Origin of the sequence: Paraburkholderia sp. 22099, from assembly GCF_052045835.1 — a bacterium.
Classification (GTDB): Bacteria; Pseudomonadota; Gammaproteobacteria; order Burkholderiales; family Burkholderiaceae; genus Paraburkholderia; species Paraburkholderia terricola.
Genome location: NZ_JBQEPU010000002.1, coordinates 12,807 through 36,117 on the forward strand (window position 1 = coordinate 12,807; position 23,311 = coordinate 36,117).

A 23,311-nucleotide genomic window follows, 5' to 3' on the forward strand; every position below is an offset into this window, starting at 1 on the left:
AAACAAGGACTAAAAAAGTTCAAGGAGGGTGCCATGGTCGTCCACGACACAAGCGGGATCTGGTACATGATGGTTGCTTTCGCCGGCCTCGGGCTGGTGGTGATCGGCGGACTGCTGATCGTGATGCGGCGGCGGCACAAATACCAACCTAATCTGATCGGGGCGTTGATCGGCGCGATGCTGTGCTTCCTGCTGCTGGAAGCGTTGCCGGCGTTGACCTGATGCATTGACGCCGCTCGGCGCCGGCTCGTTCGGCCGGCGTGATGTGGTGTGGTGGCCGAGGATGTCCGGCACCGTGGTTCGTCGACCGTGGGTCGATTGACCCTCACGCGGCCATATATTCACGGCTCGCCCGTTGCGCTCTCACGCAAGAAATCTTCGACGCTCGGATAACGCAAGCGCACGCGCAATTCCTCCTTGAGGCGCCGGTTCACGAGCCGCCTCGATTCACGCATGAAAGACAGCAGGGTCGGCTCGATCTCCTGTTCCGCTTGTGCGCGCGTGATGCGAGGCGCGCGCGGCAAGCCGAACGCGTCGGCGACGCGGTCGAAATACTCCCCCATCTTCAGCGACGTGTCGTCGGACGCGTGGATCGCGCGCGCCGGCCGGCCGTGCGTCGCGAGACGCACGAGGATCGCGGCGAGATCGTCGGCGTGGATATGGTTGGTGTAGACGTCGTCGGCATCGATCAAGGCGGGCGTGCGCTTTTCGAGGCGCGCCAACGGCAGACGATTGCGCGCATAGATGCCAGGAATGCGCGCGATGCTGGCGGCGAGCGTGCCGCGCGCCGTCGCGCGCCGCAATTGCCGCTCGGCCGACACGCGCCGTTTCGCGCGAGCGTTGGCCGGTTGCGTGTTGCGCGTTTCGTCGATCCACGCGCCGCCGCAGTCGCCGTAGACGCCCGTCGTGCTTGCGTAGACGAGCCGTATCGGCGCGCGTGAGCCGGCGGTCCGGCGCACCCCGTCGGGTACAATATTGGCTGCTTCAGATTCAGGCCACGAGGCAGCGCTCAGGTTGCGCAACCCGCGGCGCAGCCGCCCTACCGGCGCCACCGCCCCGCGTGCTGCGCGCAGCGCGCGATCGCGGCGAGTGCCCAGCGTGGCGAGCAAGGCGCGAGTCCGGCGATCGTCGTCGCCGGTTTTTTGCGGTGGCGCGAGGTGCAGCACCGTCGGCGCGAGACCGGCGAGCCGTTTCAGACTGCGGCGCGCATCGAGGTCGCCGACCAGCGGTGTGACGCCCGCGGCGCGCAATTCGGCGCTGCGCTCGGCGTGGCTGGTCAGCGCGAAGATATGCGCGCGCGGTCGCAGCAAGGGCACGCAGCGCATGCCGACGTCGCCGCAACCTACGATTAACACGCGCGGCCGGCGTAAATTTCGTGTCGCTTTCATGGTGCAGGCATTGTAGCCGTCAAGCGCGGCAGGTATCGCGCAGTTGAGACCGCGCGTTCCATGACGCCGGTCCCATGGCGCGGGTCCGATAACGATTACCGACTTTTCGATTTCGAACACTCTATGGCATTTAACGTCACGCTCCGGCAAAGCGGCCGGCAGTTTCAGGTAGAACAGGATGAACCGGTGCTCACCGCCGCCTTGCGCCAGGGCATCGGCCTGCCCTACGGTTGCAAGAACGGCGCCTGCGGTTCGTGCAAGGGCACCGTGGTGAGCGGTGAGATCGAACAGCGCTCGCATTCGTCATCGGCTTTGTCGAACGACGAGAAAACGCGCGGCATGGCGCTGTTCTGCTGCGCCACGGCCTGCTCCGATCTCGAAGTGGACATCCGCGAAGTGGCCGGTGTCGGCGATGTGCAGGTCAAGAAGCTGCCCTGCCGCGTGAACGCGATCGAACGGAAAGCCGACGACGTGGTCGTGCTGAAGCTGCAACTGCCCGCCAACGAACGTCTGCAATATCTCGCCGGCCAGTACCTCGAATTCATCCTGAAGGACGGCAAGCGCCGCAGTTATTCGATGGCGAGCGCGCCGCACACCGAAGGCCCGATCGAATTGCATATTCGTCACATGCCTGGCGGCGCCTTCACCGATCACGTATTCAACACGATGAAAGAGCGCGACATTCTGCGCTTCGAAGCGCCGCTCGGCACGTTCTTCCTGCGTGAGGAATCGGATAAGCCGATCGTGCTGCTCGCCTCGGGCACGGGCTTCGCGCCGCTGAAGGCGATCGTCGAGCACGCGGCGTTCAAGAACCTCGACCGGCCGATGACCTTGTATTGGGGCGCGCGCCGCAAGAAGGATCTGTATCTGCTCGACCTGGCCGAGCAATGGGCTCGCGAGATTCCGAACTTCAAGTTCGTGCCGGTGCTCTCGGAGCCGGACGCGAGCGATGCGTGGACGGGCCGCGTCGGCTTCGTGCATCGCGCGGTGGTCGAGGATCTGCCTGATCTGTCGGCTTACCAGGTGTATGCATGCGGCGCGCCGGTGATGGTGGAGTCGGCGCAGCGCGATTTCACGCAGCATCATCGGCTGCCGGAAGACGAGTTTTATGCGGATTCGTTTACTAGCGCGGCGGATCTGGCGAATCCGGTTTGAGCGGTAACGCAGCGTCAGCGTACACGCGTCGATGCTCGCGGAGCTGAGTTCGGCAAGCGCGGCTGTGCACGCGGCCGCGCTTGGCGCATGGATGGCGGATGCCGATAAACGCGTCGATTTTGACCTGCAGTGCGCGCGCCTGATTTTCAAGCGCCGCATGCTCGGGCAAAAGCAATTTGGGCAAGGGCGTATGGCCGTCTGTTCCGGCTACACCGAGATTGGATGCGACAAAGTCGACTGCCGCCAGCGTGTCGAACAGCATCTCACCCCACACGGGTTCGTGATGCGCGACACGATTACGCGTCTGATAAATGCGTTCCAACCGGATGGCCACCGCCGACCGGTTTATCCGCTTGTTGGGGAAAATGCGCTTGAGCGCCGACTTCCATAGTGTCTGTTCATAATCGCTGGAAAAGAGCCGCTTCCAGAAGTACATCGTGAGCTGAGTGATGACTTGCCCGCTCCGAACAGAGATTGCTCTTTGCCGTGCATCGAGCCGAAACTCATGGCGCAGCGCGGCCGGCACGCCGCGGCGAAATGCTGCCTCGTCCAATGCGTGTTTCTCAGTGGGCTTAAGTTTGGCGTAGGCGGCACGCTGGGCACCGCGCACCGCCGCTTCGATCTTGGCGCGCTCCTCGTCCTTCCATGTAAAAGGCCCCGGTGGGCGACGCAACCAGCCGCCAACGCCGAAATGTTCGGTCAGCCTGTCGCAGGCTGCGTTGCGCAGTGCGATTTCGACCACCGCGGTTACGCTCATCAGCGCGCCCGCCACTTGCAGCATCTGCTGATGAAGCGCGACCGCCGCGCGCGTGGTGCCCGCCAGCGACTGAAAGGTGTTAAGGCGTTCGCCCGAAAGCAGCGCGGCGACTGCCGCAATGTCTTCGTCAGTCAGATGTTCCATTGACGTTTGGCTCCTGGGCTTTTAGAATCGTCGGCGATAAGTCGGGATCAGCGTCGGCAGCTATCCTCGGATGGGCGGACCCCCGGCTTCCTCATTCAAAACGGGCGCTCACTCGAGCGCCCGTTTGCATTTCCAGCGGTTGTTTTCATGCGCCACCGATTCCGGCACCGCCCGCGCAGAAATGATCCGCGTCACATTTTAGTCAGCCATACGTCTCATAATCGGTCTGCGATCTGAACTCGCGCTGCCCACAAAAATATCGGCACAACGCAAATTCACGGTTTACACCAGCGCTTTCCTTGTCGTATTCTTTCGCGCATGAACCGCATCCAATCCGAACTTCGACGTCGCCGCTCGCCGCTCCCTTAGGGACGCCGCCGGCTTCGCCACGGATTCGCGCCGCACAACGGCGCAAGCTGTTCGAATCATGAAAGCCACGGCATGCCGTGGCTTTTTTGTTTTTCCTGGCCTTCTTCCCTACCGGGCCACCCTTCATTCACTTTTCACCCTGCTGTCTGGAGCCTGCCGTCATGAACTTCACTGAGTACCCGATCGAGTCGCTGATGTACATCACGAACCGGCCCGAAATCGTTTTCACGCACGGCAAGGGCTCATGGCTCTACGACAACGACGGCAAGCGATATCTGGACTTCATCCAGGGCTGGGCGGTCAACAGTCTCGGCCACTGCAATGAAGGCATGATCGAAGCACTCAACAAGCAGGCGCAACTGCTGATCAATCCTTCGCCGGCGTTCTACAACGAGCCGATGGCAAAGCTCGCCGCTCTGCTCACGCAGCACAGCTGCTTCGACAAGGTGTTCTTTGCGAACAGCGGCGCCGAAGCCAACGAAGGCGCGATCAAACTCGCGCGCAAGTGGGGCAGGAAATACAAGGACGGCGCGTTCGAGATCATCACGTTCGATCACAGCTTCCACGGCCGCACGCTGGCCACCATGTCCGCGAGCGGCAAGCCGGGCTGGGACACGATCTACGCACCGCAAGTGCCCGGCTTTCCGAAGGCGGATCTGAACGACATCGCATCGGTGGAAAAACTCATCAACGCGAAAACGGTCGCCGTGATGCTCGAGCCGATCCAGGGCGAAGGCGGCGTGATTCCCGCCACGCGCGAATTCATGCAGCAACTGCGTGCGCTGACGAAGCAACACAACATCCTCTTGATCGTCGACGAAGTGCAAAGCGGTTGCGGCCGGGCCGGCACGCTGTTCGCCTATGAGCTGTCGGGCATCGAGCCGGACATCATGACGCTCGGCAAGGGCATCGGCGGCGGCGTGCCGCTCGCGGCGCTGCTCTCGAAAGCGGACGTCGCCGTGTTCGATGCCGGCGATCAGGGCGGCACCTACAACGGCAACCCGCTGATGACCGCGGTCGGCTATTCGGTGATCTCGCAACTGACCGCGCCGGGTTTCCTCGAAGGCGTGCGTGAGCGCGGCGACTATCTGCGCACGAAACTGCTCGAGTTGTCGGAAGAACGCGGCTTTATCGGTGAACGCGGTGAGGGTCTGCTGCGCGCGCTGCTGCTCGGCAAGGACATCGGCAACCAGATCGTCGAGAAGGCGCGCGACATGCAGCCCGACGGTTTGCTGCTGAACGCGGCGCGTCCGAACCTGCTGCGCTTCATGCCGGCGCTGAACGTGACGAACGAGGAAATCGACCAGATGATGGCGATGCTGCGTTCGATCCTCGACACGCTGTAATCAATCGGACAGGACACGCCTATGACGACGAGCGCCGCGCTATCGATTCGCCGCTTCGACGCGAGCGACACCGATGCCGTGGTCGCGCTATGGCAGGAAGCGTTCCCCGAGTATCGGGACGTGACGCGGCCGCAGCGCAACCCGCATCTGTCGATCGCCAACAAGCTGGCGACGCAACCGGAACTGTTCTTTGTGGCGGTGCTCGGCGAGCGAATCGTCGGCACGGTGATGGGTGGGTATGACGGACACCGTGGCTGGCTATATTCGCTCGCGGTGGATGCGTCGCTGCGTCGTCATGGCATCGGCACGCGTCTGGTCGCGCATGTCGAAACCGCATTGACCGAACGTGGCTGCCCGAAGCTGAACCTGCAAGTCCTGTCCGCGAAGGCGGACGTGCGCGCGTTTTACGAAGCGCTCGGTTATCGCGCCGACGCGGTGATCAGTCTCGGCAAGCGTCTCGGCGAATTCGCGGACGCCGCGCCGGCTGCGTAAAGCCGCGCCGCCCGAATGAAAAAAAGACCACATGCGTTTATCACGCATGCGGTCTTTTTCATCGGCATGGCAAACCTGGCTCGGGTCAATGACCCACTCATTCGCCCAGGTAAGCCGCCCGCACCTTCGGATCATCCAGCATCTGCTTCGCGTCGCCGGACATCGTGACGAGCCCCGAGTCCATCACATAGCCGCGGTTCGCGGCCTGCAACGCGAGACGCGCATTCTGCTCGACCAGCAGCACGGTCATGCCTTCAGCCGAAATAGCGCGCACCACCTCGAAGATCTTCTCGACCATGATCGGCGACAGACCCATCGACGGCTCGTCGAGCAGCAGCAGCTTCGGCTTCGAGATGATCGCGCGCGCCATCGCCAGCATCTGCTGTTCGCCGCCCGAGAGCGTGCCCGCATACTGCGTCGCGCGTTCCTTCAGGCGCGGGAAAAAGCCGAACATGCGATCGACGTCCGCCTTGATGCCGTCGGTATCGTTGCGCAGATAGGCACCCATCTGCATGTTCTCGACGATCGACATGCGCGCGAAGATGCCGCGGCCTTCCGGCACCATCGCGAGGCCGCGCTTGAGCAGCTCGTGCGCCGGGATGCCCTTGATCGACTGGCCCATGTACTCGATGTCGCCGGCCGAATACGGCTTCAGACCCGTGATCGCCTTCATCGTCGTGGTCTTGCCCGCGCCGTTCGCGCCGATCAGCGTGACGAGTTCGCCCTGCGCGACTTCGAGGTCGATGCCCTTGACTGCCTGGATGCCGCCGTAATTGACCTGCAGGCCCTTGATTTTCAACATTGCTTGCGTTGTGGACATCAGTGGACTCCCGCACCCAGATAAGCTTCGATCACCTTCGGATCCTTCTGCACGTCTTGCGGCAGACCTTGCGCAATCACCTTGCCGTAGTCGAGCACCGTCATCTGGTTGCACAGACCCATCACGAGTTTCACGTCGTGTTCGATTAGCAGGATCGTCTTGCCGTCCGTGCGGATCTTGTCGAGCAGCTTGGTCAGCTCGACCTTTTCCGTTGCGTTCATGCCCGCCGCCGGTTCGTCCAGCGCGAGCAGCTTCGGATCGGTTGCCAGTGCACGCGCGATTTCCAAACGGCGCTGGTGGCCGTACGACAGGTTGCGCGACGTGTAGTCCGCGTACTGCGCGATGCCGACGTATTCCAGCAGTTCGATCGCGCGTTCCTTGATCTCGCGCTCTTCGCGGCGCTCGGCCGGAGTCTGGAACACCGCGCCCACCAGGCCGTGCTTCGTGCGCACGTGGCGTCCGACCATCACGTTTTCCAGCGCGGTCATGCCGCCGAACAGACGGATGTTCTGGAACGTGCGCGCGATCCCGGCCTTCGCCACCTGATAGACGGCGGTCGGCGTGTAGTTCTCGCCGTCGAGCTTGAAGTCGCCCGAATCCGGCGTGTACAGCCCCGTGATCACGTTGAAGAAAGTGGTCTTGCCGGCGCCGTTCGGGCCGATCAGACCGTAGATCTGGCCGGCCTTGATTTCGAGGCCGACGTCGGACAGCGCCTGCAGGCCGCCGAAGCGTTTGTTGACGCCCTTCACCGACAGTCGAATGTTGTCGCTCATGTGTTTTCTCCCTGCCGGTTTATGCGCGCACCGGCTTCTTGCCGGCCCGTTTCGCAATCTTCGCGATCTTGTCCTCGTGCTTCGGCGACGGCCACAGGCCTTCCGAGCGGTACAGCATGATCACGACCATCGCGAGGCCGTACAGCAACTGACGGATCACTTCGGTATCGACGATTTCATGGCCGAAGATCATGTTCTGCAGCGGACCCATCGTCGAGCGCAGGAATTCCGGGAACACGGCGAGCAGCACCGCGCCGAGAATCACGCCCGGAATGTGGCCCATGCCGCCGAGCACCACGCAGGCGAGCACCACGACCGATTCCCAGAACGTGAACGATTCCGGCGACACGAAGCCTTGGAACGAGCCGAACATCGCGCCCGACAGACCGCCGAACGACGCACCCATCGCGAACGCCAGCAGCTTCACGTTACGGGTGTTGATGCCCATCGCCTTCGCGGCGATTTCGTCTTCGCGGATGGCGGCCCACGCGCGGCCGATACGCGAGTGCTGCAAGCGCGTGCACGTCCAGATCACGAACAGCGAGCAGATCACGAACAGGTAGTAGTACATGTACACCGACGGGAACGAGAACCCGAGGAAGGTGTGCGTCTGGGCGAGGCTGAAGCCGCCGACGTTGACCGGATCGATCCCCGTGATGCCCTTCGGTCCGTTGGTGATGTTCACCGGACGGTCGAGGTTGTTCATGAAGATCCGCACGATTTCCCCGAAACCGAGGGTCACGATCGCGAGGTAGTCGCCCCGCAGACGCAAGGTCGGCGCGCCGAGCAGAACCCCGAAGAGCGCGGCGAGCGCCATCGCGCACGGCACGATGATCCAGATCGGCGTATGCAGCCCGTTCGGCGCCAGATGCGCGATCCACTCGAACTGCGAGGCCAGGTGCGGCGAGCTCAGCAGCGCCGCGGTGTACGCGCCGATCGCGTAGAACGCGATGTAGCCCAAATCCAGCAGGCCGGCGAAGCCGACCACCACGTTGAGACCGAGCGCGAGCATCACGTACAGCATCGCGAAGTCGAGCACGCGGACCCAGTAGTTGCCGCCGGCGGCGCCGATGATCATCGGCGCGGCGATCACGAAGATCGCGGTGATGATGCCGACGACCAGCGTCTTCGTGAGGTTCTTTTCAGGGATGAGCGTCGTGGACGGCTCGATCGGTTGAATTGAGGTCATGTCTGTTTACTCCTTATGGCCCGGGATCAAGCGCGATCCGCAACGCGTTCGCCGAGCAGGCCCGACGGACGGAACACCAGCACGATGATCAGCACGATGAACGCGAACACGTCCTGATAGTTACTGCCGAACACGCCACCGGTCAGGTTGCCGATGTAGCCGGCGCCCAACTGTTCGATCAGGCCGAGAATCACGCCGCCGACCATCGCGCCGCCGAGATTGCCGATGCCGCCCAGCACCGCCGCGGTAAAGGCCTTCAGGCCGGGGATGAAGCCCATGTAGAAGTGAGCGTTGCCGTATTCGGACGCGATCATCACGCCAGCGAGCGCGGCGAGCGCCGAGCCGATCATGAAGGTCGCCGAAATCACGAAGTTCGGGTTCACGCCCATCAGGCTCGCGACGCCGGGGTTCTCGGCGATCGCGCGCATCGCGCGGCCGAGCCTGGTCTTGTGAACCAGCAGCAGCAGGCCGCCCATCACGAGGAACGCCACCACGATGATCACGATTTCGGTCATCGAGATCACGGCGCCGGGCGTCGTTTCGGTGGCCTTGATCACGTTGATCGGATCGGTGGGCAGCAGTTGCGGGAACGGCAGCGGGTTGCGCGACCAGATCATCATCGCGAGCGTTTGCAGCAGGATCGACACGCCGATCGCGGTGATCAGCGGGGCGAGACGCGGCGCCTTGCGCAACGGCCGGTAAGCCACGCGCTCGATCGTGTAGCCGACCGCCGCGCACACCACGGCGGCGATCGCCAGCGCGATGCACAGCGTCGGCACGTTGCCTAAGCCGGGGAAGTGGTTCTGCAGCACGCCTATGGCGGAGAGCGCGACCATCGCGCCCACCATCAACACGTCGCCATGAGCGAAGTTGATGATGCCCAGAATGCCGTAAACCATCGTATAGCCCAGTGCGATGATGGCGTAAACGCTGCCAAGCACCAGCCCGTTGAGGACCTGCTGGATGAAGATATCCATTTAATGCTCCTTAGCCCGTGCGGCCGGATTCGCGTTCTTCATCAGCCGGTGGGCGGTGATGCGTTACGGAATCTCAACGGCACTGCGGGTACTGATGTAAAAGACCGGTAAGGGTTATCCGCCGCCGGTTAGCCTTGACGACCGGGATGCGGTCGCGGGCTCGCCTTGAGCGGATGCAAAAACGGCACCGTTGGGTGGTTTCGGTGCCGTCAGGCTGAACGTCCCGTCATCACATCTTCACGACGTCGAGAACCGCTTTCTTGCCGTCCTTGAAGTCGTAAAGCGTAATGGCGCCCTCTTTCAAATCACCCTTGTCGTCGAACGCGATGTGGCCGATTACCCCGGTGTAATCGGTGGACGGCATCGCAGCCAGCACCTTGGGCGCCTCGATCGAATTAGCGCGCTTCATTGCATCGACAATCACGTACACAGCGTCGTACGTGAACGGTGCGTAAATCTGCACCGGCGTGTGGAAGCGGTCGACGTACTTCTTTTCGAAGTCCGCTCCCCTGTCCATTTTCGAAAGCGCGAGTCCCGCTTCCGAACAGACCAGGTTTTGCACGGCGGTTCCCGCCAGCTCACCCACCTTGTCGGTACACACGCCGTCGCCGCCAAGGATTTTTGCCCTGATTCCGAGCGCCGCCGCCTGCTTCGTAAACGGCCCGCCCGTCGCGTCCATGCCGCCGAACATGATGACGTCCGGATGAACACTCTTGATCTTTGTGAGGATGGCCCGGAAATCCGTGGCCCGGTCGTTCGTCGCTTCGCGCGCGACGATCTTTGCTCCGCTCGCCTCCACGGTCTTCGCGAATTCGTCCGCGAGCCCCTTACCGTAGGCGGTCGCATCGTCCACTACGGCGATGCGTTTGGCGCTCAACGCCTTCGTGGCGTAATTGGCGAGCGCCGGCCCTTGTTGTGCGTCGGTGGCGACGACCCGGTAGGCCGTCTTGAAACCCTGCTGCGTGTACGCCGGATTCGTCGACGACGGCGAGATCTGCACGATGCTCGCATCGCTATAGATCTTCGAGGCCGGAATCGACACGCCCGAATTCAGATGCCCGACCACCGCCACGACGTGATCGTCGACCAGCTTCTGTGCGACCGCCGTGCCCGTTTTCGGATCCGCGGCATCGTCTTGCGCGTCGAGCTGCAACTGGATCTTGCGGCCGTCGATCGTCAAGCCCTGCGTATTGATTTCCTCGACCGCCAGGCGCGCGCCGTTTTCATTGTCCTTGCCAAGATGCGCGATGCCGCCCGTCAATGGGGCCGCATGGCCGATCTTCACGATCGTCGCTTCACTAACCGGTGCGCTTGCCGCCGTCGCAGCCGATGCACCCGCTCCCGCCTCGCCATCCTGTTTCTTGCCGCACGCGGTCAACATCGCAACCGCGGCCGCGATGGACACGGCGTAAGCAAACTTGACTCGCATTAAGTAGGTCTCCCGCGCCTTGCAAAAATCTATTGTCCGGGACCCGGAGGCCTTGAGAACGCGCGCATTGTAACTCCAATTTTGCGACGGGCAATATTGTTGAACCGGCAGGGTTTTCCTGCATTGCAACCTTATTTTGAGAGCGGAATCCGTCAATGGGCGCAACCGGGTTGCGACTGTTTTTCGTGCATCAGTTGCACCATCGTCGCGCCCACTGGCATCAAGTGTTGCGGCCGATTCGCCCTGCGCCCGATTCCGCCTTGGCTCGCGTTAGGTATTACGTTTTTGCGCGCATTCGGAGCGACGCACTATTTTAGTGCGCCAAAAATCGGCGCAGCGGTTTCGACGTCATTTAAATGGGGCGCTACCGTGCGAAACGCGTTAATACTCGGGTCGGATTTCAAAAAAATTTGCGCGCCAGCGCACGAAAAACGAGCGAAAGGCGCGATCCGGCACTTTATCTTTTGGTCGCAGCGCGAACCGGACGGCGAAAAAAAACGCGCCCTTGGGCGCGCTTCTTGTGAGGAGATATTTGCTCTTAGGCCGGCAAGCCCAAGCCGCGCGGCAGCGGAAAAGCGATGTTTTCCTCGATACCGTCGAGCGCGCGCACATTGCGCACGCCGAGCTCGCGCAAGCGGGCGATCACCGCTTGCGCCAATACTTCCGGCGCCGATGCGCCGGCCGTCACGCCGATCCGGCGCTTGCCCTCGACCCAGACCGGGTCGATCTGGTCCGGCGAATCCACCATGTAGGCGGGCACGCCGAGCTTTTCGGCAAGTTCGCGCAGCCGGTTGGAGTTGGAACTGTTCGGGCTGCCGACCACGATGACGACGTCGCACTGCGGCGCCATGAACTTCACCGCGTCCTGGCGGTTTTGCGTGGCGTAGCAGATGTCCTGCTTCTTGGGCTCGCGGATCGACGGGTATTTGGCCTTCAATGCGCCGATGATTTCCGCAGCGTCGTCGACCGACAAAGTGGTTTGCGTGACGAACGCGATCCGCTCGGGATCGGCCAGTTGCAAAGCTTGCACATCTTCAATGTCCTCGACCAGATGCATGCCCTCGCCGGCCTGCCCCATCGTGCCTTCCACCTCGGGGTGGCCCTTGTGGCCGATCATGACGATGTCGAAGCCGTCCTGGCGCATCTTCGCGACCTCGATATGCACCTTGGTCACGAGCGGACAGGTGGCGTCGTAGACACGCAGCCCGCGCGACTCGGCTTCCGAACGCACGGCCTTGGAGACGCCGTGAGCGCTAAAGATGACCGTATTGCCGGCCGGCACCTCTTCGAGCCGCTCGATGAAGATCGCGCCCTTCTTGCGCAGATCCTCGACGACGTAGGCGTTGTGGACGATTTCGTGGCGTACATAGATCGGCGAGCCGTGCAGCTTGATGGCCCGCTCCACGATCTCGATCGCCCGATCGACGCCGGCACAGAACCCGCGCGGCTGCGCCAGCAGGATCTCGGTTTCGGCAAGAGTCGTATCCGTGATGCTCATGTTCACAAAATCCCGATGATTTTCACTTCAAACGCCAGCGCCTGGCCGGCAAGCGGGTGGTTGAAATCGAACAGGGCCGACGTTTCGCCGACTTCCTTCAGGACGCCGGCGTAACGGCCGCCGCCCGGCGCGTTGAATTCGACCAGATCGCCTGGCGAAAAATCCTCGCCGATCATGCTGTTTTCGCGCAGCGTGGCCAGCGAGACGCGCTGAATCAGTTCGGGATTGCGGGGACCGAACGCCTGACCTGGCGCTAGCTGAAAGGTCGAATGGTGGCCCACCTTCAAACCTAGCAGAATATCTTCCAGCGGCGGCGCCAATTGACCCGCACCGAGCAGAAGCGTGGCTGGTTTGTCGGTAAACGTGTTGATGACTTCGGCGCCATCGGCAAGGGAAAGCCGGTAATGAAGCGTCACGTGGGAACCGGGCTTCACTTCGGAAATGTCGATGATGCTCATGCAATGCTCGCTCTGTCGAAGCGCGCTGCACGCGTGCGCCGCGGGCGCAGGCGACGCGTGTGGCAAACCATCGGGGTGCCGTGCGCAAAGCGCTTATTGTAAGCCACATAGCGTGCAGCGGCTTGCGGCCGTCGCGCGCACCGCGAGGTGCCCGCGGCGTCGCCCGCCGCGCCGAACCCGAAACCGGAGGACTCTATATATATGGCCGATCACGCCTGCACGATTGATAAAACGACGCTGGAATCGGCCTCGCCGGAACCGGACGCTCGTGTGTGTTCACCGGAGTCCGCCGCGCGCTCGTCGCCGGCGCTCCTGCGAGGCAAATGGCACAAGAACGACATGCCGCGCGAGCGGCTGATCGAGCAAGGGCCTGGCGTGCTATCGGATACGGAAATGATCGTACTGGTGCTGGGTGCGGGCTTGCCGGGCCACGACGTATTCAGCGTCGCGGGTGCCTTGCTCGACCGGTTCGGCTCGCTGCGTGCGATGCTCGACGCGACGTATGCGGACTTCGACGGCCTGCGCGGCATCGGGCCTGCGAAAAAGGCGCAATTACTCGCCATCATGGAAATGGCGCGGCGCTCGCTGGTCGATAAAATGCGCAAGCGCTCGCTGATGAACTCGCCCGAAGCCGTGGAAAACTACCTGCGGCTGCTGATCGGCGGTCGGCAGCAGGAAGTTTTCGTGTCGCTCTTTCTCGACGCCCGGCATCGGCTGATTCGTTGCGAGGAAAGCGCGCAGGGCACGCTTACGCGCATGGCGGTGTATCCGCGCGAGATCGTCCGACGGGCGCTGAATCTGAATGCCGCCAGCCTGATCGTCGCGCATAATCACCCGTCCGGCGCGGTTCAGCCGAGCGCGAGCGACTGCCGCCTGACGCACACGCTGCGCGACGCCCTTGCGTTGATCGACGTGCAACTGATCGATCATCTGGTGATCGGCGCGGACAGCACCTACTCGTTCGCCCGCGCCGGCTGGCCGTGACACGGCCTGAGCGCGGAACGGAAAGGCATTGCGCCGTATGCGGAGTCCAAATAAGGTTTGATTTTGCGGCTTTTTTTCTGCTAGAATTCCGGTTTGCCTATTTCCAACCCCCTGTTCCGAAGCCACCAAGGCGTTCCGGAAAGGAAAAGCGACTGCGGTTTCAATAAACTTCAGCGCGGCTCTTTTCAGGAAACTTTCACGGCGTTCGAACTCAGAATTAGCGTATTAGGAGTGCTCTCATGGCACGCGTATGCCAAGTAACTGGGAAAGCGCCGATGAGCGGCAACAACGTTTCCCACGCGAATAACAAAACCAAGCGCCGGTTCCTGCCGAACCTGCAAAACCGCCGCATTTGGGTGGAAAGCGAAAACCGTTGGGTGCGTCTGCGCGTTTCGAACGCTGGCCTGCGCCTGATCGACAAGAACGGTATCGACGCTGTGCTCGCAGACCTGCGCGCACGCGGTGAAGCCTAAGGAGTAAATCATGGCGAAAGGCGCACGCGACAAGATCAAGCTGGAATCGACCGCAGGCACGGGTCACTTCTACACGACGACGAAGAACAAACGCAACATGCCGGAAAAGATGCTGATCAAGAAATTTGATCCGGTCATCCGTAAGCACGTTGACTACAAGGAAACCAAGATCAAGTAAGCCTTGGTTCCTGCCTGACGAAGACAAAGACATGCAAAAAGCCTCGCATTCGTGCGGGGCTTTTTTGTTTTCAGCACGCCGTCGCATTGCGCGGTGCTTACCCGTTCATCGAGCCCTCTCATCTCGCAAGACGGTCCTATCCTGTTCGGCCAGCTTTCCCTAGTTCGTCGCGGCGCGTATCCTTTCTCGTTTTAGCGGCGAGCAAATGGCGCGCCGTCACGGCAAAACGAAAGACGGAGATGTGGGCATGGAATTCGATGTGGCGATTGTCGGTAGCGGTTTGGCCGGGTTGAGCGTCGCGCTCAATCTCGCTCAAACCCGGCGGGTTGCGGTGGTCGCCAAGCGATCGATGACCGAAGGCGCGAGTGACTGGGCGCAAGGCGGCATTGCCGCGGTTCTGGATTCGGCGGACAGCATCGAAAACCATGTGCGCGATACGCTGATCGCCGGCGGCGGCCTGTGCGACGAAGCCGCGACCCGCTTCATCGTCGAGCACGGGCGTGCTGCGATCGAATGGCTGATCGGGCAAGGCGTACCCTTCACCAAGGACGACGCCGCCGAACTCGGCTTTCATCTGACGCGTGAGGGCGGCCATAGCCATCGCCGGATCATTCATGCCGCGGACGCAACCGGCCACGCCGTGGTCGCCACGCTCAGCGAGCGTGTGCGCCGTCATCCGAACATCACGCTCCTCGAAGATCATTACGCGATCGACCTGATAACGTCCGACCGGCTCGGCTTGCCGGGGCGCCGTTGCCACGGCTTGTACGCACTCGATCTGCAGAGCGGCCGCACCGTCACGATTGAAGCGCCGCACACGGTGCTCGCCACCGGCGGCGCCGGCAAGGTCTACCTTTACACCACCAACCCCGATACGGCGACCGGCGACGGCATTGCGATGGCATGGCGAGCCGGCTGCCGCGTGGCGAACATGGAGTTCATCCAGTTCCACCCCACCTGCCTCTTCCATCCATACGCGAAGTCGTTCCTGATCTCCGAGGCGGTGCGCGGCGAAGGCGGCATCCTGAAGCTGCCGGACGGCACGCGCTTCATGCCGAATCACGACGAACGCGCCGAACTCGCGCCGCGCGACATCGTCGCGCGCGCGATCGATTTCGAGATCAAGAAGCGCGGCATCGATTGCGTGTATCTCGACATCAGCCATCAACCGCCTGAATTCTTGCGTGAACATTTTCCAACGATCCTGGCACGCTGCCTGGAGTTCGGCATCGACATCACCAAAGAGCCCATTCCTGTCGTGCCGGCCGCGCACTACACCTGCGGCGGCGTGGTGACCGATTTGGCGGGGCGCACCGATCTGGCGGGCCTCTACGCGGTTGGTGAAACCTCGTGCACCGGCCTTCACGGCGCAAACCGGCTTGCCAGCAATTCGTTGCTCGAATGCCTCGTGATCGGACGCTCCGCCGCGCAGGCCATCGAGGAAGAAGGCTTCTGTGCAGCCGTCCACGCGCCGCTGCCGGACTGGGACGAGAGCCGCGTATCCGATCCGGACGAGGAGGTCGTGGTCGCGCACAATTGGGACGAACTGCGCCGGCTGATGTGGAATTACGTCGGCATCGTGCGTACCGACAAACGGCTCGCGCGAGCCCGGCATCGGCTTGCGCTGCTGCGCGACGAGATCCACGAGTACTACGCGAACTTCAAGGTGAGCCGCGATCTGCTCGAACTGCGCAATCTGGTCGACGTGGCGTCGCTGATCGTCGACGGCGCACGTTCGCGGCGCGAGAGCCGCGGCCTGCACTTCAGCCGTGATTGGCCCGCGACCTTGCCGAAAGCGCTGCCGACGGTTCTCTCGCCGGAACACGTGCGCAACCGCAACGTGTGATCGATATCGAGCCCGAAATGAAAAGACCACCGCTGGTTTTAACCGGCGATGGCCTTTTATCGGTGGATACAGTCGCTTTCGGCGACGCGCGTTAGACGATCCGCATCGAGTAATCCGTTGCGCGTACGTCTTTCGTGAGCGCACCGATCGACACACGATCGACGCCCGTTTCGGCGATCGTCCGCACCGTCTCGAAGTTCACACCGCCCGAGACTTCCAGCACCGCTCTGCCCGCCGTAATGCGGACCGCTTCGCGCATCGCATCGAACGAAAAATTGTCCAGCAGAATGGATTGCGCACGATGGGCCAGCGCGGTTTCGAGTTGCTCGATCGTCTCGACTTCTATCTGGATCGACACACCCGCATTCAGAGCGAGCGCCGCATCCATCGCCGCGCCGACACCGCCCGCCGCGGCGATGTGGTTTTCCTTGATAAGAATGCCGTCGTACAGCGCGAGCCGTTGATTCGCGCCGCCGCCGACGCGCACGGCGTATTTCTGCGCGAGCCGCAAGCCCGGCAAAGTCTTGCGCGTATCGAGAATGCGCGTTCGCGTATGCGCGATCGCGTCCACATAGCGGCGCGTTACGCTCGCCACACCTGAGAGCAGTTGAAGGAAGTTCAGCGCGTTACGTTCAGCGGTCAACAATGCACGCACCGGACCGCGCAGTTCGCAAACCGTGCTGTCCGACATCATGCGATCGCCCTCGCGATACCGCCACCGCACCTCGATCCGTGGATCGACCTCGTGCATCACCGCGTTGAACCAGGGCACGCCGCACAGCACCGCATCCTCGCGCACAATAATGCGCGCATCGCGCACTTCGTCTGCGGGAACAAGGCGACCGGTCTGGTCGCCGGCGCCAACGTCTTCGATCAACGCATCGGCAACATTGCGAGCCAACGCAGCATCGAACGCGGCACCGTACTGAGCGTGAATGTCAGCGAACAGCGGCGACACCGCATCGGTCGGATTGCGCTCCATCGCCCCCATTACGCTGCTCCCACGTTCGAATAAAGTTGCGCGTCCCGCGTGAGATCGCCGCTTGCCTGCACGCGTTTCTTGTGACGCGCCGCGAAATCCAGCATCCGGTCGATCGGCAGACGCGCCCGCTCGCCAATCGCACGGTCGACGAAAATTTCGTTATGACCGCGCTCGAGCACCTCGGCCAGGTTCGCGAGACCGTTCATGGCCATCCAGGGACAATGCGCGCAACTCTTGCACGTTGCGCTGTTGCCCGCCGTCGGCGCGGCAATCAAGACCTTGCCCGGCGCGGCGAGCTGCATCTTGTGCAGAATGCCGAGATCGGTTGCCACGATGAAATGCGTCGCGTCGAGCTTTTGAGCGGCGTCGATCAGTTGCGTGGTCGAACCGACCACGTCCGCTTGCGCGACTACATTAGCCGGCGACTCCGGATGCACCAGCACTTTCGCGCCCGGATATTCAGCGCGCAGCAGATCTAGTTCGATGCCCTTGAATTCATCGTGCACGAGACAGGAGCCCTGCCACAACAGCATGTCGGCACCGGTCTTGTTCTGGATATAGCTGCCGAGGTGCCGATCCGGCGCCCAAATGATCTTCTCGCCACGCGCATGCAGATCGGCGACGATCTCCAATCCGATCGACGACGTCACCATCCAGTCCGCGCGCGCCTTGACCGCCGCGCTTGTGTTCGCATACACGACCACCGTGCGATCCGGGTGCGCGTCGCAGAAAGCCGAGAATTCATCCACCGGACAACCGAGATCGAGCGAACACGTCGCGTCGAGATCCGGCATCAGAATGCGCTTGTCCGGGCTGAGGATTTTGGCGGTCTCGCCCATGAAGCGCACGCCGGCGACCACCAGCGTTTGTGCCTCGTGATCACGGCCGAAGCGCGCCATTTCGAGCGAATCGGCCACGCAGCCGCCGGTTTCGTCGGCAAGTTCCTGCAGTTCCGCATCAACGTAGTAATGGGCCACGAGCACGGCTTGCTCGCGCTCGAGCAATGCGCGAATGCGCGCCTTCAACGCCACCTTCTGTTCCGCCGACGGCATGTCGGGCACCTTCGCCCACGCCTGCCCGATTCCGCAGGTGGTGCCCTGCGCCTGTGGCCGGTCGTATTCGACGGTCCTGATCGCCTGCTGATCCATGATCTCCTCTGCCCTCGCTCTGCCGCTGCGGACTGTCAATCGTACGTCGTTGCGGTTTCCGCAGCCCAAAAAGCAAAACCCCGCCAACGCGGGGTTTTGTGACGTAACGAAATTTTAATGGATTTCGCGATCAAGCATAGCGACGCAGACGCATGGCGAATTCTTGCAGCGCTTTAATGCCGCTTTGTTCAGCGCGATGACACCAGTCTTGCAACTGCACCAGCAATTGGTCGCGCGACGCATTCGAGCGCTCCCACATTGCCGCAAGTTCATTGCGCATGTCGATGTACGTCTTGAGCTTCTGGCTACTCGCGAAGATTTGCGGCAACTGACGCTTCTGCGGTTCGTCTAGACCGGCTTCTTCCTTGTGGAACCAGCTACGCGCACCGCGCATCAACTGGTATTTCTCACGCGCACCCACTTCCTTCAGATGCGCCAGTTCCTGACGATAAGCGCGCTTGAGCGCCTTGCCGTAACGCGCCATCACTTCATAGCGATTTGCCAGCACGGCTTGCAGGGTATCCTGGTCGAGCACCATTTTGCCGGTGGTCAGACGCGGCGTAGGCGCGATCTTCTTCACCTTGGCGAGGCGAAACGCCGACATGATGCGGATGTACATCCAGCCGATATCGAACTCGTACCACTTGTTCGACAGCTTGGCCGAGGTCGCATACGTATGGTGATTGTTATGCAGTTCCTCACCGCCGATGATGATGCCCCACGGAAAGATGTTGGTGCTGGCATCCGACGAGTTGAAGTTGCGGTAACCCCAGAAGTGCGCAAGACCGTTGACCACGCCGGCCGCCCAGAACGGGATCCACACCATCTGCACGGCCCAGATCGTCAGCCCGACAACGCCGAACAGTCCGACGTTCAGCACCATCATCAGGCTCACGCCGAGAATCGGGTACTTCGTGTACACGTTGCGCTCCATCCAGTCGTTCGGCGTGCCGTGACTGAACTTGCGCATCGTTTCTTCGTTCTTCGCTTCAGTGCGGTACAACTCCGCGCCTTCGAGCAGCACCTTCCAGATGCCGCGCGTTTGCGGGCTGTGCGGATCTTCTTCGGTCTCGCACTTGGCGTGGTGCTTACGGTGAATCGCGGCCCACTGGCCGGTCAGCATGCCCGTGGTCATCCACAGCCAGAAACGGAAAAAATGACTGACGACCGGATGCAACTCCAGCGCGCGGTGCGCCTGGCAGCGATGCAGATAGACCGTCACGCCAATGATCGTGATGTGCGTCACGACGAGTGTGTACACCACGAGTTGCCACCAGGAAAAGCGCAGCAGACCGTGGGCAAGGAAATCAAGCAAGGAATTCAACAAGGCAATTTACCTGTGGAACGAGAGACACGAGGCACACGCAAAGTTACGCGTGTCAAGAAAGTGAAAGCATACAGCGGGATTGGACGACATTCTACTGGAAGCGTTCCAAGTGTTTGTAACAAATAGGGATTTTTTGCGCCGCATCAACGGGTCGTGGCGCGCCGCCGTGTTCTTCAAGACAGGTTAGCGCGCGCAAATTCCCCGTTCAACCGGCCTTGTCGGCCTGGTTGGCAGCAGGAGCGGTTATTGTTACCGGTCGCGACAACGTGTCGCCGACGTTGCCGACAATCCGCACTTCGCGTTGCGCATAAGGGATCGAGATGCCGTGTTCCGAAAAGAGCCGCCAGATGTTCCGGTTGACGGCCGAGCGCACGGCGGACGTACCGGTTGCTGCGTCCTCGATCCAGAAACCCAGTTCGAGATTGATGCCGTCTGCACCGAAGCCTGCCAGATAAGGCGTGGGCGCCGGCTCCTGCAGCACTCGTGCAACGCCTTCCGCGGCTTGGGCCAGCAGCGTCATGGCGTGCTCGACGTCGGACGTGTAAGCGACCTGCACCGCGGCTTTCGCATACCCGCGCGTCAGATAGGACGACTGGTTCTGCACCACGTCCGTAATGAGCTTCTCGTTTGGAATCAGCGTTTCGATGCCGTCCAGTCCGCGCACCACCGTGTAACGCGTGCGGATCTGCGTGACCATGCCTTGCAGGCCGGTCACGTTGATCGTGTCGCCGATCCGCAGCGACCGGTCGATCAGAATGATGAAGCCCGACACATAGTTGCTGGCGATCTTCTGCAGCCCGAACCCCAAGCCGACGCCGAGCGCGCCGCCGAACACGCCCAGCACCGTGATGTCGATGCCGACCAGTGACAGGCTGATCAGCACTGCCGCCAGCACGAACGCCGCGCGGCCGACCCGCGCCACCACCACCTTCAGATTGGCGTCGAGCGTCTTCGCGCGCATCAGGCGGTCTTCGAACGCGGCGCCGAGCCACATCGCGACGATCATCGTCACGCACACCCACAGCAGGCCCGTGGTGAGCGAAAGCAGCGTCAGGTGCGCGTTGGCGACGCGAAACTTCACGCTGGCCATCCACGCGATCACGTCGTCCTGAATGCCCATCACGGTGAGCGCCATCGCGATCCAGACGACCAGCGAAACGATCTTTTCGACCAGAAAGAGCCACGCATGCGTTTCGCCGTCGTGGCTAAAGACCCGCCGCGCGAAGAAAAACACGATGTAGATAAAGCCGATGCCGAAAAGCGGCACCAAAGCCAGATCCAGCAGCGACGTATGCATGAACTGGGCGGTGATCGCCCGCGCGAGCCACACGAGCGCCGCGCCCGTCAGCGGAAAAAACGCGCGATTCAGGCTTTCCGCGCCGAAGCGCAGCGTCTGGTAGCGCGTTTGCCGGCGCAGATCGAGCGTTCTGCGCAACAGACGCGCGAGCAGCCACGCCACGGCGAGCGTCGCCAGCAGCACGCCGATTTGCCACAGCATCACCGGCTCGCCGAAATCGCGCGCGAGGTCGCCGAACATATGAGAAAAAATGCGGTTTTGCATGATGTTTACGAATTCGCCGGCGCGCCGGATTCACGAGACGAACCTGTGCGCGCCGGCATAAAGCGCCTTCCGCTTAGCTCTGGCGTTCGAGCACGGCGGCGAAGAAGCCGTCGGTTGCGTGGCGGTGCGGCCACAGCGACAGGTAATCGCCCATTTCCATGTCGATGCGCTGCTCGGCCAGCACGTCACGTGCGGGCACGAGCGCGAAATCGGGGTGATCGGCGAGGAATTGCTGCACGACCGCTTCGTTTTCGGCTTCGAGGATCGAGCAGGTCGCGTAGACGAGCCGGCCGCCCTTCTTCACCAGACGCGCCGCGCTCGCCAGAATCGACGCCTGCTTCGGCGCGAGTTCCGCGACCGACTCCGGCGACTGGCGCCACTTCAGATCCGGATTGCGGCGCAGCGTGCCCAGGCCGCTGCACGGCGCGTCGACCAGCACACGGTCGATCTTGCCGGCAAGACGCTTGATCTTGGCGTCGTGCTCGCTGTCGATCAACACCGGATTCACGTTCGACAAGCCGCTGCGCGCGAGGCGCGGCTTGAGCTTGGCAAGCCGCCGCTCCGAAATGTCGAACGCATAAAGGCGCCCGGTGGAGCGCATCGCCGCGCCGAGCGCCAGCGTCTTGCCGCCCGCGCCCGCGCAAAAGTCGACGATCATTTCACCGCGTTTGGGCGCGACCAGCGAGCAGAGCAACTGGCTGCCTTCGTCCTGCACTTCGACCCAGCCGTGTTGAAACGCGTCCAGCTTGGTGAGCGGCGGCTTGCCGACCACCCGCACGCCGAACGGCGCGAACGGCGTGGCGCCGCCCTCGATACCGGCTTTCGAGAGCGCGTTCAGCACGTCGTCGCGGCTCGCCTTGATCGGGTTTGCGCGCAGGTCCAGCGGCGCCGGGTAATTCAGCGCGGCGGCCAGTTGCGCCAGTTCCGCGGCCTCGAAGCGCTTCGAAAGCGCCTGATAGATCCAGTCGGGCAGATTCAGGCGAATCCGCAGCGGCAGGCTCTCCGGGTCGATCATCGCGACGTGTTCGAGCCATTTGGACTCGGCATCGGACACGAACGGCTTGAGCGCCGTGCGGCCCGCCGTCTGCATGAGTCCCAGCAAGGCCATGCGGCGCGCCGGACTGCCCGCGCCGCTCTCGGCCAGATGAGCAAATTCCATACGCCGGCGCAGCACCGCGAACACCGCCTCGGCGATCACGCCGCGCTCGCCGTGTCCGAGCTTCGGATGAGCGCGGAAAAAGCGGCTGGTGGTGGCGTCAGCCGGGCCGTTTAGTTTTAGGACTTCGGCCAGCAAAGTCTCAGTTTGTCCAATCAAAAAACCATGCAATCTCATGCGCCCTCTCCGGCGGTGTGACCGGCAAAGAGCCATTGCGGCTCCGGCGGCGTAAGCGTGACACGCAAGCCGTCGAGGGCAAGACGCCCTTCGACGAACCAGCGCACCGCGCGTGGATAAATAATGTGTTCGGTTGCCAGCACGCGTTCGGCGAGCATGGCGGGCGTGTCGCCGGCCTGCACCGGAACCGCCGCCTGCGCGACGATCGGTCCGTGATCCAGCTGCGACGTGACGAAATGCACCGACGCGCCGTGCAGCCGCACGCCCGCGTCGAGCGCCTGTTGATGCGTTTTCAGCCCCGGAAAACTCGGCAGCAGCGACGGATGCACGTTCAGCATGCGCCCGGCGTAATGGTCGACGAAACCGGGTGTAAGCACGCGCATGAATCCGGCAAGTATGACCAGATCCGGCGAGAAACTGTCGATGAGTTCCGCCAGCGCGGCGTCGAAGCGCTCGCGATCGGGGAACTGGCGGTGGTCGACCACGGCCGTGGCAATGCCATGCGACGCCGCGAACGCAAGGCCCGCTGCGTCAGGACGGTTGGCAATCACGGCGGCGACTTGCGCCGGCCAGGCTTCGTTCGAGCAGGCTCGAACGATCGCTTCCATGTTGCTGCCCCGCCCGGAAATCAGGATGACGAGTTTTTTCATCCGCGGATTTTATCATTCGGGGCCACGGAATCCG

23 protein-coding genes are annotated in these 23,311 nt (G+C 62.3%); 8 read left to right on the top strand and 15 right to left on the bottom strand.

What is annotated here, in order from left to right:
- The first annotated feature begins 33 nt into the window (after positions 1–33).
- Entirely contained in the window at positions 34–222 is a 189-nt protein-coding gene (locus ACTJLC_RS02310; RefSeq protein ID WP_073427051.1) for a hypothetical protein, read from the top strand.
- Between the two features lie 119 nt (positions 223–341).
- Here ACTJLC_RS02310 and ACTJLC_RS02315 read toward each other — a convergent pair whose 3' ends face one another.
- Positions 342–1,388, bottom strand: a complete 1,047-nt coding sequence (locus ACTJLC_RS02315) for an NAD-dependent epimerase/dehydratase family protein (protein ID WP_310130051.1) — start codon at positions 1,386–1,388, stop codon at positions 342–344.
- 123 nt (positions 1,389–1,511) lie between these two features.
- Here ACTJLC_RS02315 and ACTJLC_RS02320 point away from each other — a divergent pair, with 123 nt between their 5' ends.
- The gene (locus ACTJLC_RS02320; protein ID WP_440843219.1) at positions 1,512–2,543 is read left to right on the top strand and encodes a CDP-6-deoxy-delta-3,4-glucoseen reductase; all 1,032 of its coding nucleotides are present in this window, start codon (positions 1,512–1,514) and stop codon (positions 2,541–2,543) included.
- Here ACTJLC_RS02320 and ACTJLC_RS02325 read toward each other — a convergent pair.
- Positions 2,512–3,444, bottom strand: coding sequence for a hypothetical protein (locus tag ACTJLC_RS02325; RefSeq protein WP_440843220.1), 933 nt, complete (start codon positions 3,442–3,444; stop codon positions 2,512–2,514). The two genes, ACTJLC_RS02320 and ACTJLC_RS02325, sit on opposite strands and share 32 nt — an antisense overlap.
- 530 nt (positions 3,445–3,974) lie before the next feature.
- On the opposite strand from ACTJLC_RS02325, the gene ACTJLC_RS02330 reads away from it, so the two are divergent.
- Complete coding sequence (locus ACTJLC_RS02330; RefSeq protein ID WP_073427048.1) at positions 3,975–5,159, top strand: acetylornithine transaminase; 1,185 nt, start codon at positions 3,975–3,977, stop codon at positions 5,157–5,159.
- Between the two features lie 21 nt (positions 5,160–5,180).
- On the top strand, positions 5,181–5,651 hold the full coding sequence (locus ACTJLC_RS02335) for a GNAT family acetyltransferase (RefSeq protein ID WP_114163092.1): 471 nt from the start codon (positions 5,181–5,183) through the stop codon (positions 5,649–5,651).
- Positions 5,652–5,748: 97 nt separating this feature from the next.
- On the opposite strand, the gene ACTJLC_RS02340 is transcribed toward ACTJLC_RS02335, so the two are convergent.
- The 7 genes from ACTJLC_RS02340 to ACTJLC_RS02370 all read right to left on the bottom strand — a co-directional run bounded on the left by ACTJLC_RS02340 (position 5,749) and on the right by ACTJLC_RS02370 (position 12,795).
- Positions 5,749–6,453 (bottom strand): ABC transporter ATP-binding protein, encoded by a 705-nt coding sequence (locus tag ACTJLC_RS02340; RefSeq protein WP_090518686.1) that lies wholly within the window; start codon positions 6,451–6,453, stop codon positions 5,749–5,751.
- A 17-nt stretch (positions 6,454–6,470) separates the two neighbouring features.
- A complete protein-coding gene (locus ACTJLC_RS02345; RefSeq protein ID WP_073427045.1) occupies positions 6,471–7,244 on the bottom strand; it encodes an ABC transporter ATP-binding protein in 774 nt (257 codons plus the stop codon).
- Between the two features lie 19 nt (positions 7,245–7,263).
- Complete coding sequence (locus ACTJLC_RS02350) at positions 7,264–8,433, bottom strand: ABC transporter permease subunit (protein ID WP_073427044.1); 1,170 nt, start codon at positions 8,431–8,433, stop codon at positions 7,264–7,266.
- 26 nt (positions 8,434–8,459) lie between these two features.
- Entirely contained in the window at positions 8,460–9,410 is a 951-nt protein-coding gene (locus ACTJLC_RS02355) for a branched-chain amino acid ABC transporter permease (RefSeq protein WP_073427043.1), read from the bottom strand.
- Between the two features lie 229 nt (positions 9,411–9,639).
- The gene (locus ACTJLC_RS02360) at positions 9,640–10,839 is read right to left on the bottom strand and encodes a branched-chain amino acid ABC transporter substrate-binding protein (protein WP_073427042.1); all 1,200 of its coding nucleotides are present in this window, start codon (positions 10,837–10,839) and stop codon (positions 9,640–9,642) included.
- Positions 10,840–11,377: 538 nt separating this feature from the next.
- Positions 11,378–12,337: a 4-hydroxy-3-methylbut-2-enyl diphosphate reductase gene (ispH, locus tag ACTJLC_RS02365; RefSeq protein WP_073427041.1), complete on the bottom strand. Its 960-nt coding sequence runs from the start codon at positions 12,335–12,337 to the stop codon at positions 11,378–11,380.
- Positions 12,338–12,339: 2 nt separating this feature from the next.
- The gene (locus ACTJLC_RS02370) at positions 12,340–12,795 is read right to left on the bottom strand and encodes an FKBP-type peptidyl-prolyl cis-trans isomerase (RefSeq protein ID WP_154873418.1); all 456 of its coding nucleotides are present in this window, start codon (positions 12,793–12,795) and stop codon (positions 12,340–12,342) included.
- 201 nt (positions 12,796–12,996) lie between these two features.
- Here ACTJLC_RS02370 and radC point away from each other — a divergent pair, with 201 nt between their 5' ends.
- From radC to nadB, 4 genes are all read left to right on the top strand, one after another.
- Positions 12,997–13,779, top strand: a complete 783-nt coding sequence (gene radC, locus ACTJLC_RS02375) for a RadC family protein (protein ID WP_310121324.1) — start codon at positions 12,997–12,999, stop codon at positions 13,777–13,779.
- Between the two features lie 239 nt (positions 13,780–14,018).
- Positions 14,019–14,252 carry a 50S ribosomal protein L28 gene (gene rpmB / locus ACTJLC_RS02380; RefSeq protein ID WP_007180631.1) on the top strand — a complete coding sequence of 78 codons (234 nt, stop codon included), beginning with the start codon at positions 14,019–14,021 and terminating at the stop codon, positions 14,250–14,252.
- A 10-nt stretch (positions 14,253–14,262) separates the two neighbouring features.
- Positions 14,263–14,430 carry a 50S ribosomal protein L33 gene (gene rpmG, locus ACTJLC_RS02385; RefSeq protein ID WP_008919555.1) on the top strand — a complete coding sequence of 56 codons (168 nt, stop codon included), beginning with the start codon at positions 14,263–14,265 and terminating at the stop codon, positions 14,428–14,430.
- Between the two features lie 247 nt (positions 14,431–14,677).
- Positions 14,678–16,276 (top strand): L-aspartate oxidase, encoded by a 1,599-nt coding sequence (nadB, locus tag ACTJLC_RS02390; protein ID WP_073427038.1) that lies wholly within the window; start codon positions 14,678–14,680, stop codon positions 16,274–16,276.
- A 91-nt stretch (positions 16,277–16,367) separates the two neighbouring features.
- Here the strand turns inward: nadB and nadC are convergent, their stop codons facing one another.
- The 6 genes from nadC to purN form a co-directional block, all read right to left on the bottom strand.
- Positions 16,368–17,267: a carboxylating nicotinate-nucleotide diphosphorylase gene (gene nadC / locus ACTJLC_RS02395; RefSeq protein WP_310130040.1), complete on the bottom strand. Its 900-nt coding sequence runs from the start codon at positions 17,265–17,267 to the stop codon at positions 16,368–16,370.
- Positions 17,267–18,406, bottom strand: a complete 1,140-nt coding sequence (nadA, locus tag ACTJLC_RS02400) for a quinolinate synthase NadA (protein WP_440843221.1) — start codon at positions 18,404–18,406, stop codon at positions 17,267–17,269. The genes nadC and nadA overlap by 1 nt, the downstream gene beginning before the upstream one ends.
- 130 nt (positions 18,407–18,536) lie before the next feature.
- Positions 18,537–19,733 carry a DesA family fatty acid desaturase gene (locus ACTJLC_RS02405; protein ID WP_073427035.1) on the bottom strand — a complete coding sequence of 399 codons (1,197 nt, stop codon included), beginning with the start codon at positions 19,731–19,733 and terminating at the stop codon, positions 18,537–18,539.
- Positions 19,734–19,938: 205 nt separating this feature from the next.
- Positions 19,939–21,294: a mechanosensitive ion channel family protein gene (locus tag ACTJLC_RS02410; protein WP_114163097.1), complete on the bottom strand. Its 1,356-nt coding sequence runs from the start codon at positions 21,292–21,294 to the stop codon at positions 19,939–19,941.
- Positions 21,295–21,367: 73 nt separating this feature from the next.
- Positions 21,368–22,627 carry an RsmB/NOP family class I SAM-dependent RNA methyltransferase gene (locus tag ACTJLC_RS02415; RefSeq protein WP_073427034.1) on the bottom strand — a complete coding sequence of 420 codons (1,260 nt, stop codon included), beginning with the start codon at positions 22,625–22,627 and terminating at the stop codon, positions 21,368–21,370.
- Positions 22,624–23,277 carry a phosphoribosylglycinamide formyltransferase gene (gene purN, locus ACTJLC_RS02420; protein ID WP_073427033.1) on the bottom strand — a complete coding sequence of 218 codons (654 nt, stop codon included), beginning with the start codon at positions 23,275–23,277 and terminating at the stop codon, positions 22,624–22,626. The genes ACTJLC_RS02415 and purN overlap by 4 nt, the downstream gene beginning before the upstream one ends.
- Positions 23,278–23,311 lie beyond the last annotated feature (34 nt).